The sequence below is a fragment of the Bradyrhizobium sp. 63_E2_N1_3 genome (assembly GCF_052076005.1).
GTDB classification, from domain to species: Bacteria; Pseudomonadota; Alphaproteobacteria; order Rhizobiales; family Xanthobacteraceae; genus Bradyrhizobium; species Bradyrhizobium barranii.
Map to the genome: position 1 here is coordinate 1354461 of NZ_CP197235.1, position 13788 is coordinate 1368248.

At 65.3% G+C, this 13788-nt stretch carries 11 protein-coding genes; 6 read left to right on the plus strand and 5 right to left on the minus strand.

What is annotated here, in order from left to right:
* Positions 1 to 12: 12 nt before the first annotated feature.
* Positions 13 to 522 carry a protease adaptor protein RcdA gene (gene rcdA, locus AB7531_RS06240; RefSeq protein ID WP_028148425.1) on the plus strand — a complete coding sequence of 170 codons (510 nt, stop codon included), beginning with the start codon at positions 13 to 15 and terminating at the stop codon, positions 520 to 522.
* A gap of 194 nt (positions 523 to 716) precedes the next feature.
* On the opposite strand, the gene rpmE is transcribed toward rcdA, so the two are convergent.
* On the minus strand, positions 717 to 944 hold the full coding sequence (rpmE, locus tag AB7531_RS06245) for a 50S ribosomal protein L31 (protein ID WP_007599895.1): 228 nt from the start codon (positions 942 to 944) through the stop codon (positions 717 to 719).
* Between the two features lie 200 nt (positions 945 to 1144).
* On the opposite strand from rpmE, the gene AB7531_RS06250 reads away from it, so the two are divergent.
* The gene (locus tag AB7531_RS06250; RefSeq protein ID WP_063981014.1) at positions 1145 to 2989 is read left to right on the plus strand and encodes an ABC transporter ATP-binding protein/permease; all 1845 of its coding nucleotides are present in this window, start codon (positions 1145 to 1147) and stop codon (positions 2987 to 2989) included.
* Positions 2990 to 3216: 227 nt separating this feature from the next.
* Here the strand turns inward: AB7531_RS06250 and AB7531_RS06255 are convergent, their stop codons facing one another.
* The 3 genes from AB7531_RS06255 to AB7531_RS06265 form a co-directional block, all read right to left on the minus strand.
* A complete protein-coding gene (locus AB7531_RS06255) occupies positions 3217 to 3663 on the minus strand; it encodes a GNAT family N-acetyltransferase (protein ID WP_063981015.1) in 447 nt (148 codons plus the stop codon).
* Positions 3663 to 4691: a peptidoglycan -binding protein gene (locus AB7531_RS06260; protein ID WP_063986082.1), complete on the minus strand. Its 1029-nt coding sequence runs from the start codon at positions 4689 to 4691 to the stop codon at positions 3663 to 3665. The genes AB7531_RS06255 and AB7531_RS06260 overlap by 1 nt, the downstream gene beginning before the upstream one ends.
* 160 nt (positions 4692 to 4851) lie before the next feature.
* Positions 4852 to 5874, minus strand: a complete 1023-nt coding sequence (locus AB7531_RS06265; protein ID WP_063981016.1) for a hypothetical protein — start codon at positions 5872 to 5874, stop codon at positions 4852 to 4854.
* Positions 5875 to 6255: 381 nt separating this feature from the next.
* Between AB7531_RS06265 and AB7531_RS06270 the strand changes: the two genes are divergently transcribed.
* The 4 genes from AB7531_RS06270 to AB7531_RS06285 all read left to right on the plus strand — a co-directional run bounded on the left by AB7531_RS06270 (position 6256) and on the right by AB7531_RS06285 (position 12830).
* Positions 6256 to 7281 (plus strand): SAM-dependent methyltransferase, encoded by a 1026-nt coding sequence (locus tag AB7531_RS06270; RefSeq protein WP_063981017.1) that lies wholly within the window; start codon positions 6256 to 6258, stop codon positions 7279 to 7281.
* Between the two features lie 302 nt (positions 7282 to 7583).
* Positions 7584 to 8147: a hemerythrin domain-containing protein gene (locus AB7531_RS06275; RefSeq protein ID WP_063981018.1), complete on the plus strand. Its 564-nt coding sequence runs from the start codon at positions 7584 to 7586 to the stop codon at positions 8145 to 8147.
* A 327-nt stretch (positions 8148 to 8474) separates the two neighbouring features.
* Positions 8475 to 9668 carry an efflux RND transporter periplasmic adaptor subunit gene (locus AB7531_RS06280; RefSeq protein WP_187387919.1) on the plus strand — a complete coding sequence of 398 codons (1194 nt, stop codon included), beginning with the start codon at positions 8475 to 8477 and terminating at the stop codon, positions 9666 to 9668.
* Between the two features lie 6 nt (positions 9669 to 9674).
* Positions 9675 to 12830 (plus strand): multidrug efflux RND transporter permease subunit, encoded by a 3156-nt coding sequence (locus AB7531_RS06285; RefSeq protein WP_063981019.1) that lies wholly within the window; start codon positions 9675 to 9677, stop codon positions 12828 to 12830.
* A 160-nt stretch (positions 12831 to 12990) separates the two neighbouring features.
* Here AB7531_RS06285 and AB7531_RS06290 read toward each other — a convergent pair whose 3' ends face one another.
* Positions 12991 to 13776, minus strand: coding sequence for an inositol monophosphatase family protein (locus AB7531_RS06290; RefSeq protein WP_063981020.1), 786 nt, complete (start codon positions 13774 to 13776; stop codon positions 12991 to 12993).
* Positions 13777 to 13788 lie beyond the last annotated feature (12 nt).

Here is a 13788-nt window from a genome sequence, read left to right on the forward strand (position 1 = left end):
GGGGCGTTAACCATGGAACGTTTGCAAGCCGAAGGTGCTCTCGTTCAACTCAGCGAGCGGTTCACCAATTCTGCGGCGTTCGGCGTCCTGTTCCGTGAGGGCATGGACCTGGTGGAAGAGACCGCCGCCTATCTCGATGGCGCCGGCCGCACCGAGGCCAAGGCGCTCGATCGCGCCGTCAGCCTCACCTATGCGACCGAGAGCATGCGCCTGACCACCCGCCTGATGCAGCTTGCCTCGTGGCTGCTGCTGCACCGCGCGGTGAAGGAAGGCGAGATGACGCTGAGCCAGGCCAATCGCGAGAAGACCAAGGTCAAGCTCAGCGCCGCCGATCCCGGCCCGTCCGATACCGTCGAGAAGCTGCCCTCGCAGCTCCAGGATCTGATCCATCGCTCGATGAGCCTTCAGACCCGCGTGCGCCGCCTCGACACCACCATCCACACCCCGCCGGTCGAATACGTGGCGATCGGCAACCCGCTGGTGCCGCAGCTCAACGCGCTGAAGGCCGCGTTCGAGCGGTAAGCACCCAAGTGCCGTAGTCACAGGTCTCGTAGGGTGGGCAAAGGCGCAAAGCGCCGTGCCCACCACTTTGCTTTCCGGATCGTAGAAGGAATGGTGGGCACGCTTCTCTTTGCCCACCCTACAGGTCTCGCCACAAACAAAAACGCCCCCGGTCTGACCGGGGGCGTTTTTCGTGTCCAGCCTTGCGGGCGGGATCAATCCTTTTTGAGAAAGCCCGAAAACTTCTTCTGGAAGCGCGAGACGCGGCCGCCGCGATCCATCAGCTGGGCGTTGCCGCCGGTCCAGGCCGGGTGCGACTTCGGGTCGATGTCGAGATTCAGCGTGTCGCCTTCCTTGCCCCAGGTGGAGCGGGTCAGGTACTCGGTTCCGTCGGTCATCACGACCTTAATCGTATGATAATTCGGATGAATTTCGGCTTTCATGGCAATTCCTCGGCGCCCGGCGCCTGTCTTGAGTGGCTATCGAATGACGGATTTGGCGGGGTCTATACCCCACAGGCCCCTTTAAAACAAGCCATTGTGGGCAAAGGAGAACCGGGCCGTCCCCTAAGGGACATCCCGGATTTGCCACTCCCCCCGCAGCGGCCTATGTGGAGCTAATATGTCTCCTTGGGTCCGATCTCATGAGCGCTGTGGAACGGCTTGACGACCAGTACCGCGACGAGCGCGCCGGGCCTGAGGCCCCGTCGATCGAAGCCGAGTTGATCGAGACGCCGGCGAAGAGCCGCGCCAAGCTGCGGCCGTTGCTGGCACTCGCGCCCTATGTGGCGCGCTATCGCGGCCGCGCGGCGCTCGCCTTCGTCGCGCTCACGGTCGCGGCGCTGACCACGCTGCTGGTGCCCATCGCTGTGAGGCGGATGATCGATTTCGGCCTGACGCCGGAAGGCATCGCGCTGATCAACAGCTACTTCTCGGTGATGATCGCGGTGGTCGCCGTGCTCGCGCTTGCCAGCGCCTCGCGATACTACCTCGTGATGACGATCGGCGAGCGCATCGTCGCCGACCTGCGGCGCGACGTCTTCGCGCATCTGCTCTCGCTCTCGCCGGCCTTCTTCGATTCCGCGCGCAGCGGTGAGCTGGTGTCTCGGCTCACGGCCGACACCACCCAGATCAAGTCCGCGGTCGGTGCCTCCGTCTCGATCGCGCTGCGCAATCTCATGATGTTCTTCGGTGCGGCGGCGATGATGGTGATCACCAGCCCGCGCCTCTCCGGCTTCGTGCTGCTCGCCATTCCCCTGATCGTGCTGCCGCTGGTCGCGTTCGGGCGCTGGGTGCGGCGTCTGTCGCGCAATGCGCAGGACACGCTCGCCGAAGCCTCCGCCTATGCGGGCGAGCTGGTCAGCGCCATCCGCACTGTGCAGGCCTATACCAGCGAAGGGCTAGCCGAGAAGCGTTTTGGCGGCGAGGTCGAGCAGGCCTATGAAGCCGCGCGCACCTCCACGCAGGCCCGCGCCGTGCTCACCGCCATCATCATCTTCATCGTGTTCGCAAGCGTGGTCGCGATCCTCTGGATCGGCTCGCATGACGTCCTGATCGGTACGATCTCGCCGGGTCGGCTCGGCCAGTTCGTGCTCTATGCGGCCTTCGCCGCGGCTGGCCTCGGCCAGCTCAGCGAGGTCTGGGGCGAGGTCTCGGCCGCCTCCGGCGCCGCCGAGCGCCTGTTCGAGATCCTGCATGTGCAGCCCGAGATCACCGCGCCGGCGTCCCCGCGCGCGTTGCCGGTGCCGGCGCGCGGCGAGGTCGGCTTCGACCAGGTCAGCTTCGCTTATCCGGCGCGGCCTCACGTCAATGTGCTCGATGCCGTGTCGTTCACCGTGCGCCCCGGCGAGAAGGTCGCGATCGTCGGCCCCTCAGGCGCCGGCAAGAGCACCATCTTTCATCTCCTGCTGCGCTTCTACGACCCGCGGGGCGGCGCGATCTCCCTCGACGGCGTGCCGGTCAAATCCGCGGACCCGCGCGATTTCCGCTTGCGCATCGCGCTGGTGCCGCAGGAATCCAACGTGTTTGCCGCGAGCGCCCGCGAGAACATCCGCTTCGGCCGGCCCGATGCGACCGATGCCGAGGTCGAGCGTGCCGCCGAGCTCGCGCATGCCGCCGAGTTCATTCGCCGCCTGCCCGAAGGTTTCGAGACCCCGCTCGGCGAGCGCGGCGTCACGCTCTCCGGCGGCCAGCGCCAGCGCATCGCCATCGCGCGCGCGATCCTGCGCGATGCGCCGCTCTTGCTGCTCGATGAAGCCACCTCCGCGCTCGATGCCGAAAGCGAGACGCTGGTCCAGACCGCGCTGGAAGAGCTGATGCGCCACCGCACCACGCTGGTGATCGCACATCGTCTCGCCACCGTGCTGTCCTGCGACCGCATCCTGGTGATGGACCAGGGCAAGATCGTCGAGCAGGGCACGCATGCCGAGCTCGTTGCTGCGAACGGGCTCTACGCGAGGCTGGCGAGGCTGCAGTTCGAGGGCGCGTGAGGCGTCCCGCCTGTTGCCTCATTCACGGTGTCATCGCCCGCGAAAGCGGGCGATCCAGTATTCCAGAGACAGCAGTGAGATTCGGAGAAGTCGCGGCGTACTGGATGCCCCGGTCCCGGCTCCGCCAAGGCTACGCCGAGGCCCACACGAGCGCTCGGCACGCCGAAGCTTCAGCGAAGGCGGCAAGCCGGGGCATGACAGCTGAGGGGGGTCGGCAGCAAACCTCGTCACGCCCGCCAAGTCATCTTCAGCACTGGCCGTCCCGAGGTCGGGTTCAAATCCTCGCCGGCATGCGCGAAGCCGTTGCGCTCGTAGAATCGGATGGCGCGGGCATTGTCCTTGTTGACGAGCAGCGTGACGCCTGACGGTGACAGGCGCTTGGCCTCATCCACCAGCAGCCTGGCCGCATCCGAGCCCCAGTGCGCGGGATCGACCACGAGCTGGTCGAGATAGCCTTCGCCGTCGATGGTGACGAAGCCGGTCAGCACGCCGTCCGCTTCGGCGACGACGATCGAGGCTTTCGGCACCAGATCCTTGCGCCAGCGCTCGCCCCACCAGTCCAGCCGCGCGGCGAAATCGATCTGCGGATAGGCCTGCTGCCAGGTGCGATGCCAGAGGTCGATCGCGGCGGCTTCGTCCTCGGGGTGGTAGGGGCGGAGGTGGAGGGCGCTCACTACCGCTCCGTCAGCTTCAGCTCGATGCGGCGGTTGCGCTTGTAGGCTTCTTCCGTGTTGGCGGCGTCGAGCGGCTGGAATTCGCCGAAGCCGGCGGCGACGAGGCGCTGGGCGGGCACACCAAGCGAGATCAGATACTGCACCACCGAGATCGAGCGCGCCGCGGACAGGTCCCAGTTCGATTTGAAGTTCGCACCGCTGACCGGGCGCACGTCGGTGTGGCCGTCGACGCGCAGCACCCAGGGGATTTCGTTCGGGATCTTCTTGTCGAGATCGATCAGCGCGGTCGCCAATGTGTCGAGCTCGGCGCGGCCCTCGGGCAGCAAGGTCGCCTGGCCGGTGTCGAAGAACACTTCGGACTGGAACACGAAGCGGTCGCCGACGATGCGGATGTCAGGGCGGTTGCCGAGGATGGTGCGCAGGCGGCCGAAGAACTCCGAGCGATAACGCGACAATTCCTGCACGCGCTGCGCCAAGGCAACATTCAGGCGAGACCCGAGATCGGCGATGCGGTTCTGCGATTCCTTGTCGCGCTTCTCGCTGGCGTCGAGCGCCTCTTCCAGCGCCGCCAGTTGCCGCCGCAGCGCGCTGATCTGCTGGTTCAGCACCTCGATCTGCGCCAGCGCCCGCGCCGACACCGCCTTCTCCGAGTCCAGCGCCTTGCCGAGCTCGGTGGACTTGCCTTGGGCGTCGTTGCCGGCGGCGGCGAGGCCGTCATAGAGCCCCTTGATGCGATCGCGCTCGGTCTCGGCCAAGGCGAGGCCCGCTTTCAATTGCGAGACCTGGTCGTCCAGCGTGAGCTTGCCGAGCTTCTCCAGCGACAAGAGCTCGTTGAGCTGGGCGATCTTGGCGTTGAGTTGCTCCAGCGCCTTGTCCTTGCCGGTGACCTCCTGCGACAGGAAGAACTGCACGACCAGGAACACCGACAGCAGGAACACGATCGACAGCACCAGCGTCGACAGCGCGTCGACGAATCCGGGCCAGTAGTTGAAGCCGGCTTCGCTGCGGCGGCCGCGGGCTAGAGCCATGTCGTCGATCTCCACTCTCGTGTCCCGGACGCGCTGCAGCGTGAAACGCTGCTGCGCAGAGCCGGGACCCATTTGTCTCGGTGAAGGCTCTGGGCTCCGGCTCAGCGATGCACCACTTCGTGCTGCATCGCGTCCGGGGCACGAAACCTTCGTCGTGTCCTCAACCCTTCTCAGGCTGGCGCGCGATGCGCTCCAGCAGGCGGCGGATCTCGCGGTTCTGCTCGCCCTGGCCGTCGGCCCATTCGCGGATCATCTGCTGCTCGGTCCGCATGTGCGAGACCAGCGCCTGGATGGCTTCGGCAAGGCTCGCCATTGCCGCCGTGGTGCCGCGGCTGGCGCTGCCTTCCTCGAGCACGGAGCGTAAGCGCTCGACGGCGGCCTGGAGCTCGCCGCTGGCAACGCCGCCGCCGCCACCGGCTGCGACCGCAACCTCGCCGTGGCCATATTCGCGCACGGTGGTGGCGAGCCAGTCTTCGAGGTCGGTGTAGAAGCGGTTCTGGGCCTGGCTCGATTGCAGATCGAGGAAGCCGAGGATCAGCGAGCCGGCGAGGCCGAACAGCGAGCTCGAGAACGAGATGCCCATGCCGCCGAGCGGGGCGGCGAGGCCCTCCTTCAGCGTGTCGAACAGGGCGCCGGAATCGCCCCCGACCTTGAGCCCGTCGATCACCTTGCCGACCGAGCCGACCGTCTCGATCAGGCCCCAGAAGGTGCCGAGCAGACCGAGGAAGACCAGCAGGCCGGTCATGTAGCGGGAGATGTCCCGGGCCTCGTCCAGGCGGGTCGCGATCGAATCGAGCAGGTGCCGCATGGTGGTCTGGGTGATCGTCATCCGCCCGGTGCGCTCGCCGCCGAGGATCATGGCCATCGGCGCCAGCAGTTTCGGGTGCCGGGACGGCGCCAGGCCGGGATCGGCGATGCGGAAATTGTTGACCCAGGAGACTTCGGGGTAGAGCCGGATCACCTGCCGGAAAGCCAGGATGATGCCGATGAACAGCACGCCGCCGATCAGGGCATTGAGGCCGGGATTGGCGAAGAAGGCCAGGATGATCTGCTTGTAGAGCACCACGCCGACCAGGGTGCACAGCACCAGAAAGACCAGCATCCGCACCAGGAAAACGCTGGGTGAGGATAGCTTGGTATATTCGATATCAATGGGGGAGCGGTGCGAGGCGCCTGGCGGCATGGCCGGTATCATCCGTTACGAACTTGCTTGCGGGGCGCACTATGGCACAGCGGTAGCCCAAAAAAAGCGCCGGATGTGCCGATTTCGTGGAGAGCTCCCGGAACCCAAAGCTGAAACCGCGCTTTGATAGAGGCGTAATTTGCAAAACTTCGGCATTCCGCAGGCTTAGGTCGGATTTTTGCATGGTGACGAATCCTGGGGAGTGGCAGTCATCGCGCTCTTGCTCGCGGTCCGGATGGCGCTCGCCTGGGTGGCGCGGCAGCATCTGCGGGGCGGTCGATGCTGTCTTGATCTCAGAGCCCGCCGGGCGGGTGGCAACGCCCGAACCTGTCCGTTCCTTTCGCAGCCGCCACAACGAGACCTGATCAACGGAGTGATCGCATGAGCGTCGTTTCCGCGATCTTCGGGACTGCCGAACGCGTGCCGCTGCCGGACGTCGTGATCCGCGCCGCGATCCAGCGCCTGTGCTCGCGCACGGCGACGCGCATGGCCGCGCTGGGTGCGGCCGACGATGCCGCCTTCGCCGGGCGGATGATCCTGCGGCCGATCGCCGGGGACGCGGGTGCCGTCAATGCCGGGCATGACGAGGTGCCCGCGGCGTTCTTTGCGGAGGTGCTCGGGCCCAACCGCAACTACTCGTCCTGCTTCTACAAGTCCGATGCGAGCACGCTGCAGGAGGCGGAGGAGGAGGCGCTGCGCCAGACCGTCGAGCACGCCGGTCTCGCCGACGGCCAGACCATCCTCGAGCTCGGCTGCGGCTGGGGCTCGCTGTCGCTGTGGATGGCGCGGCGGTTCCCGCACGCGAAGGTGACGGCGGTGTCGAACTCGCAGGCCCAGCGCGCCCATGTCGAGGAGCAGGCGCGGCTGCGCGGGCTGTTGAACCTGCGCGTGGTCGCGGCGGACATGAACGTGTTCGCGCCCGATGGGCAGTTCGACCGCATCGTCTCGGTCGAGATGTTCGAGCAGATGATGAACTGGCGCAAGCTGATGACGCGCGTGCGGTCCTGGCTCGCGCCTGACGGGCGCTTCTTCATGCACATCGTCACCCATCGTTCCGGCTCTCATCTGTTCGACCGTGCCAATCGCGAGGACTGGATCGCGCAGCATGTCTTCATGGATGGATTGATGCCGAGCCATCACCTCGTCAGGCAATTCGGCGACGTCTTCAGGATCGAGAAGGAATGGTGCTGGAGCGGAACGCACTATCGGCGCACCGCGAACGACTGGCTCGCTAATTTCGATGCGCATCGCGACACGATCGAAGCGTCCCTGCGCAGCGTCCATGGCGAGGAGACCGCTTTGTGGATGCGACGCTGGCGCTGGTTCTTCCTCGCGACATCAGGGCTGTTCGGCTACGCCGATGGCAGCGAATGGGGTGTCAGCCACTACCGGATGAAGGCGGGTTAGGGCGCGTACACGTCAATTTCGCGCCGAAGATCAGGGAAGGGTATGAGGTTCGCGGCGCCCCTGATAGGCGCGATAGCGGACCTCGCCAGAGGTCCGGGTTGGGTCCAAAAGGCGGGTGAATGTGATGAGGCTGCGCGGCGCCAACACATCTGAATGCCTCAGGAAAGCCATTGTGACCCACTGACCCCTGGTCAATGACATAACGTCTTTTCCCTTTCCGGCCCGGGTTTGATCTAGCGCAAAGCGCTGAAATGTTTTCACGCTAATGTAATTTTTTCTCAATGACTTCATTGGAGGCTGCAATGATCATTGAGCGCTTGTCCCGAGAACATCGCAATATCGAGACACTGCTCGCCGTCCTCGAGCGCGAGCTGGAAATTTTCGATCGCGGGGACCGCCCTGACTACGAAGTTATTCGCGCGGTTATCAGCTATTTCGAACTCTATCCCGAGATGTACCATCATCCTCTTGAGGAGCTGGTCTTCGCCAAGCTAAAACGTCGCGATCCCGCTGCGGCTGCAAAGATCGGTAACCTCACACTTGAGCACCAGAAGGGGACCGAGCGTTTGCGCCGCGTCGCTCAAGCGGTCGATTACGTCCTCGCGGATCGTGAAATCCTGCGGCAAAATGTGGACAAGGTCGTTCGCGATTTCATAGAGAGCGAGCGGCGTCACATCATGATGGAAGATCGTGATTTCTTTCCTGCCGCCCTCAAGGCTTTAGAGCCTCAGGATTGGACCGAGATCGCTTCTGCTTCAATCAATCATGAGGACCCGCTGTTTAGCGAGGCTGCCGAAGAAACCTTTGACACGCTACGAGCACGGATCTTGCAGTTAGAGCAGGAGGCTGAAGCCGGCCGACATTAGTCGAGCGAGCGTTGCTCTCGCGGGTGACGTCGGCTTCGGATCACGCGCATAACGCTTTGATCGTCTTTATGGGTACACACCCTCGTAACGATCCGTTGCGATCTTCTGTCGCAGCTCGCGGTGATGGAACCCGACTCACAATCCGGTGAGTCCCGAAAAGCGCCCTGAACTCAGCACGATAGCTCATGTGGCATTGAGCCGCCCGCGCAATGCGTTGCGTCGCAGCAAGTACCTTCTATCTTGACGGCATCAGCCGCATGGAATCGCCCAGAACGGGCTCGCGCGGAGCATGATTTCAGTTTCAACAACATCGGGGCACTTAACTTCATGTCAGGACTTCGCGCGCGATCGGCATGCGTTGCAATCATGCTCGCGGCCCTTACGCCGCTGCTCGCGGGCTGCGACGAATCCGTCTCTGCGGTGTCCGCTGCCCAGCCCGCCGATCCTGACGTCAGCATCGTCATCGTCAAGCCTCAGCCGCGCGCCGTGGTGCGCGAGCTGCCGGGCCGCATCGCGCCGACGCGCGTCTCCGACGTGCGGCCGCGCATCTCCGGCATCGTCGTCGAGCGCCTGTTCCGTCAGGGCAGCGAGGTGAAGGCGGGCGATGCGCTCTATCGCATCGATCCGCGTCCGTTCGAGGTCGAGGTGATGGCCACCGAGGCGGCCGTCGCCAAGGCCGAGGCCGGGTTGATGCAGGCCAGGCAGCAGGCGCACCGCATCGCCACCCTCACCAAGGATCGCGCTGCCCCGGAAGCCGAGAACGAGAAGGCGATCGCGGCCGAGCGTCAGGCCCATGCCGAGGTCGAAGGCCGCAAGGCCGAACTCGCGCGCGCCAAACTTAATCTCGACTATGCCACCGTGCGCGCGCCGATCGACGGCGTCGTCGGTGCGGCGCTGGTCAGCGAGGGTGCGCTCGCGGTGCAGAACGAGACCAACCTCGCCAGCATCCAGCAGCTCGATCCGATCTATGCCGACTTCACCCAGTCGGTGACCGAGCTCAACCAGCTCCGCCGCGCCTTCGAGAGCGGCGACCTCGAGCGCATCGCGGCCGATGCCGCCAAGGTGCGCCTCGTGCTCGACGACAACACCCTTTATTCGCTCGACGGCAAGCTGCTGTTCTCCGATGCCAAGGTCGATGCCCATACCGGCCAGGTGACCTTGCGCGGCGAATTCCGCAATCCCAAGCGCGAGCTGCTGCCGGGCATGTATGTCCGCGTCCGCATCGACCAGGGACTCGACAGCGACGCGATCGCGGTGCCGCAGCAGGCGATCCAGCGCAATGGCGGCGGCGGCAGCGAGGTGTTCGTCGTCAAGGACGACAACCACATCGCCGTGCAACCGGTCCGCACCGGGTCGGTGCAGGACGGACTCTGGTTCGTGACCGAGGGCCTGAAGGCCGGCGACAAGGTCGTGGTCGAAGGCTTCCAGAAGTTCGCGGCCGGCGACAAGGTGAAGCCGCAATCCTGGTCGGAAGCGGACGCCACCGCGGACAATCGGCACGCCCAGAAGCTGACGCGGTAACGCGCCATGGCGAGTTTCTTCATCGACAGGCCGATCTTCGCCTGGGTGGTCGCGCTGTTCATCTGCTTGATCGGCGCGATCGCGGTTCCGCTGCTGCCGATCGCGCAATATCCGATCATCGCGCCGCCCTCGATCTCGATCTCGACCAGCTATCCCGGCGCCTCGCCCGAAAACCTCTACAACAGCGTCACCCGGCTGATCGAGGAGGAGCTCAACGGCGCCTCCGGCATCCTCAATTTCGAATCGACCAGCGACTCGCTCGGCCAGGTCGAGATCATCGCCAATTTCCAGCCGGGCACCGATACCAGCGCCGCCTCCGTCGAGGTGCAGAACCGCATCAAGCGCGTCGAAGCGCGGCTGCCGCGCGCGGTGATCCAGCAGGGCATCCTGATCGAGGAAGCCTCGAGCGCCGTGCTCCAGATCATTACGTTGAACTCGACCGACGGCAGCCTCGACGAAGTCGGCCTCGGCGACTTCATGATCCGCAACGTGCTCGGCGAGATCCGCCGCATCCCCGGCGTCGGCCGCGCCACGCTCTATTCGACCGAGCGCAGCTTGCGCGTCTGGGTCGATCCGGCAAAGCTGGTCGGCTACGGGCTGACCGCGGACGACGTCAACAAGGCGATCGCCGCGCAGAACGCACAGGTCGCTTCGGGCAGCATCGGCGCCGAGCCGTCGACCTCGAGCCAGCGCACCTCCTCGCTGGTGCTGGTCAAGGGCCAGCTCTCGTCCCCCGACGAATTCGGTTCCATCATCCTGCGCGCCAATGCCGACGGTTCGACCGTGCGGTTGCGCGACGTCGCACGCATCGAGGTCGGCGGCCTCAGCTACCAGTTCAACACGCGCCTGAACGGCAAGCCGACCGCGGGCCTCTCCGTGCTGATGTCGCCGACCGGCAACGCGCTGGCGACCGCGAGCGCGGTCGAGGAGAAGATGAAGGAGCTGTCGCGCTTCTTCCCGGCCAACATCTCCTACGAGATCCCCTACAACATCACGCCCGTGGTCGAGGCCTCGATCAAGAAGGTGCTGACGACGCTGGTCGAGGCCGTGGTGCTGGTGTTCGTGGTGATGTTCCTGTTCCTGCAGAACATCCGCTACACCATCATTCCGACCATCGTGGTGCCCGTGGCGCTGCTGGGCGCGTGTACCACGCTGCTGCTCGCCGGCTATTCCATCAACATGCTCTCGATGTTCGGCATGGTGCTCGCGGTCGGCATCCTCGTCGACGACGCCATCGTCGTGGTCGAGAACGTCGAGCGCATCATGTCCGAGGAAGGCCTGCCGCCGAAGGAAGCGACGCGGAAGGCGATGGCGCAGATATCGGGCGCCATCATCGGCATCACGCTGGTGCTGATGGCGGTGTTCGTGCCGATGGCGTTCTTCCCCGGCTCGGTCGGCATCATCTACCGCCAGTTCTCGGTGACCATGGTCGCTGCGATCGGCTTCTCCGCCTTCCTCGCGCTGTCGCTGACGCCGGCGCTGTGCGCGACGATTCTGAAGCCCGTCGCGGCCGGCCACGGCCATGCGAAGCGGGGCGTGTTCGGCTGGTTCAACCGCATGCTCGAAGGCGGCAAGGAGGGCTATTCCCGCACAGTCGGCTTCTCGCTGAAGCGGACCGGCCGCCTGATGCTGGTCTATGTCGCGCTGCTGGTTGGTCTCTCCTGGGCCTTCGTCAGCCTGCCCGGCGGCTTCCTGCCGATCGACGACCAGGGCTTCGTCACCACCGACGTGCAGACGCCGTCGGATTCGTCGTATCCCCGCACCGAGGCCGTCATCGAGAAGGTCGAGAAATATCTCGCCGAGCGGCCGGGTGTGAAGGATGTCACCTTCCTCACCGGCTTCAGCTTCTCCGGGCAGGGCATGAACACCGCGCAAGCCTTCATCACGCTGAAGGACTGGTCGGAGCGCGGGCCGAAGGACTCCGCCGCCGCGATCGTCAACGACATCAACCGCGATCTGTCGTCGTCGATCCGCGATGCAAAGATCTCTGCGCTCCAGCCGCCGCCGATCGACAATCTCGGCAACTCCTCGGGCTTCTCGTTCCGCCTCCAGGACCGCGGCCAGAAAGGCTATCCGGCATTGATGCGCGCCGCCGACCAGCTGATCGCGGAGGCCAATGCGAGCCCGGTGCTTCAGAAGGTCTATATCGAGGGCCTGCCCGAGGCCGGCGTGGTCAATCTCGTGATCGACCGCGAGAAGGCCGGCGCCTTCGGCGTCACCTTCGAGGACATCAACAACACGATCTCGACCAATCTCGGCTCGAACTACATCAACGACTTCCCGAACCGCGGCCGCATGCAGCGCGTCGTGGTGCAGGCCGATGCCCGCGACCGCATGCGGACCGAGGACATCCTCAACTACAACGTCAAGAACAGTCGTGGCCAGCTTGTGCCGTTCTCCTCTTTCGCCACGGTCGAATGGGCGCGCGGCCCGACGCAGATCGCGGGCTTCAATTATTATCCCGCAGTGCGCATCTCCGGCGAGGCGAAACCCGGCTTCACCTCGGGCGACGCGATCGCCGAGATGGAGCGGCTTGCCAGCAAATTGCCGCGCGGCTTCGGCTATGAATGGACCGGACAGTCGCTCCAGGAAAAGCTGTCGGGGTCGCAGGCGCCGTTCCTGCTGGCGCTGTCGGTGTTCGTGGTGTTCCTGTGTCTTGCCGCGCTCTACGAGAGCTGGACCATTCCGCTCGCGGTGCTGCTCACGGTGCCGCTCGGCATCGTCGGCGCGGTGGCCGCGGCGATGCTGCGCGGCCTGCCCAACGACGTCTATTTCACCGTCGGCCTGATCACCATCATCGGCCTCGCGGCAAAGGACGCGATCCTGATCATCGAGTTCGCTAAGGATCTGCGGAAAGAAGGCAAGCCGCTGGTGGAAGCCACCATCGAGGCCTGCCGTCTGCGCTTCCGCCCGATTCTGATGACCGGCCTTGCCTTCATCTGCGGCGTGCTGCCGATGGCGATCGCGCATGGCGCCGGCGGCGCCAGCCAGCAAGCGCTCGGCAGCATCGTGATGGGTGGCATGATCGCGGTGGTGATCCTGGCGCTGCTGATGGTGCCGGTGTTCTTCGTCTCGGTACAGCGCGTGCTGGCCGGGGACAGGGAGCCGAAGGCCGCGAAGGCCGGCGAGACGTATGGGCCGCCCGCGCCGGCGAAGCCATAAGGCGAGCTGTCATGCCCCGCGCAGGCGGGGCATCCAGTACGCCGCGGCCCTTCCGTATCCAACAAACGTCTCTGGAATACGGGATCACCCGCTCCAGTACGCAAGTGCGCACAAGGCGGGTGATGACGGCGGAGTGTGAAGCGTAGGGTTCGCCCTAAGCCTACTTCCGCAAAATCTTCACCAGCTCCCCGTGCACGAACTCGTTGCCGCACACGACGTGGCCGGTCACCAGCGCGTCGCCCGGCGTTGAGATGTCGCTCACCGTGCCGCCGGCCTCACGCACCATGATCATGCCGGCGGCGATGTCCCAGGATTGCAGATTGCGCTCCCAGTAGCCGTCGAGGCGGCCGGCGGCGACGAAGGCCAGGTCGAGGGAGGCGGCGCCGAAACGGCGGAGGCCTGCGACGCGGTCCTGGATCGCGGTCATCTCGCGGCGGAATTCCTCGTGGTCGCCGCGGCCGATATGGGGCAGGCCGCAGGCCACCACGCATTCGTTGAGCTGGCGGCGGCCGGCGACGCGCAGGCGCTGGTCGTTGAGGAAGGCGCCCTTGCCGCGCTCGGCGATGTAGAGCTCGTCATTGGCGGGGTTGTAGATCACGCCCGCAATGATCGTGCCCTCGCGCACGAGGCCGATCGAGATCGCGAATTGCGGGATTCCGTGCAGGAAGTTGGTGGTGCCGTCGAGCGGGTCGACGATCCAGGTGTGGCTCTTGTCGCTGCCTTCGCGGGTGCCGCCTTCCTCGCCGATGAAGCCGTAGCCGGGGCGGGCCTTGGCGAGGTCCTGGTAGAGGATCTCCTCGGCGCGCTTGTCGGCGAGCGAGACGAAATTGGCCGGCCCCTTCAGCGAGACCTGGAGATGCTCGATCTCGCCGAGATCGCGCTTGAGGCTGCGGCCGGCGCGGCGCGCGGCCTTGACCATGACGTTGATAGTGGCGGAATACAGCATGTGCTCTGGTCT

What these genes read in the sequence shown, in the direction of transcription:
- rcdA (WP_028148425.1), top strand. Translation starts at nt 13, where the DNA reads ATGGAACGTTTGCAAGCCGAAGGTGCTCTCGTTCAACTCAGCGAGCGG.
- AB7531_RS06280 (WP_187387919.1), top strand. Translation starts at nt 8,475, where the DNA reads ATGTCAGGACTTCGCGCGCGATCGGCATGCGTTGCAATCATGCTCGCG.
- AB7531_RS06275 (WP_063981018.1), top strand. Translation starts at nt 7,584, where the DNA reads ATGATCATTGAGCGCTTGTCCCGAGAACATCGCAATATCGAGACACTG.
- AB7531_RS06290 (WP_063981020.1), bottom strand. Translation starts at nt 13,776, where the DNA reads ATGCTGTATTCCGCCACTATCAACGTCATGGTCAAGGCCGCGCGCCGC.
- AB7531_RS06260 (WP_063986082.1), bottom strand. Translation starts at nt 4,691, where the DNA reads ATGGCTCTAGCCCGCGGCCGCCGCAGCGAAGCCGGCTTCAACTACTGG.
- AB7531_RS06265 (WP_063981016.1), bottom strand. Translation starts at nt 5,874, where the DNA reads ATGCCGCCAGGCGCCTCGCACCGCTCCCCCATTGATATCGAATATACC.
- AB7531_RS06270 (WP_063981017.1), top strand. Translation starts at nt 6,256, where the DNA reads ATGAGCGTCGTTTCCGCGATCTTCGGGACTGCCGAACGCGTGCCGCTG.
- AB7531_RS06250 (WP_063981014.1), top strand. Translation starts at nt 1,145, where the DNA reads ATGAGCGCTGTGGAACGGCTTGACGACCAGTACCGCGACGAGCGCGCC.
- rpmE (WP_007599895.1), bottom strand. Translation starts at nt 944, where the DNA reads ATGAAAGCCGAAATTCATCCGAATTATCATACGATTAAGGTCGTGATG.
- AB7531_RS06285 (WP_063981019.1), top strand. Translation starts at nt 9,675, where the DNA reads ATGGCGAGTTTCTTCATCGACAGGCCGATCTTCGCCTGGGTGGTCGCG.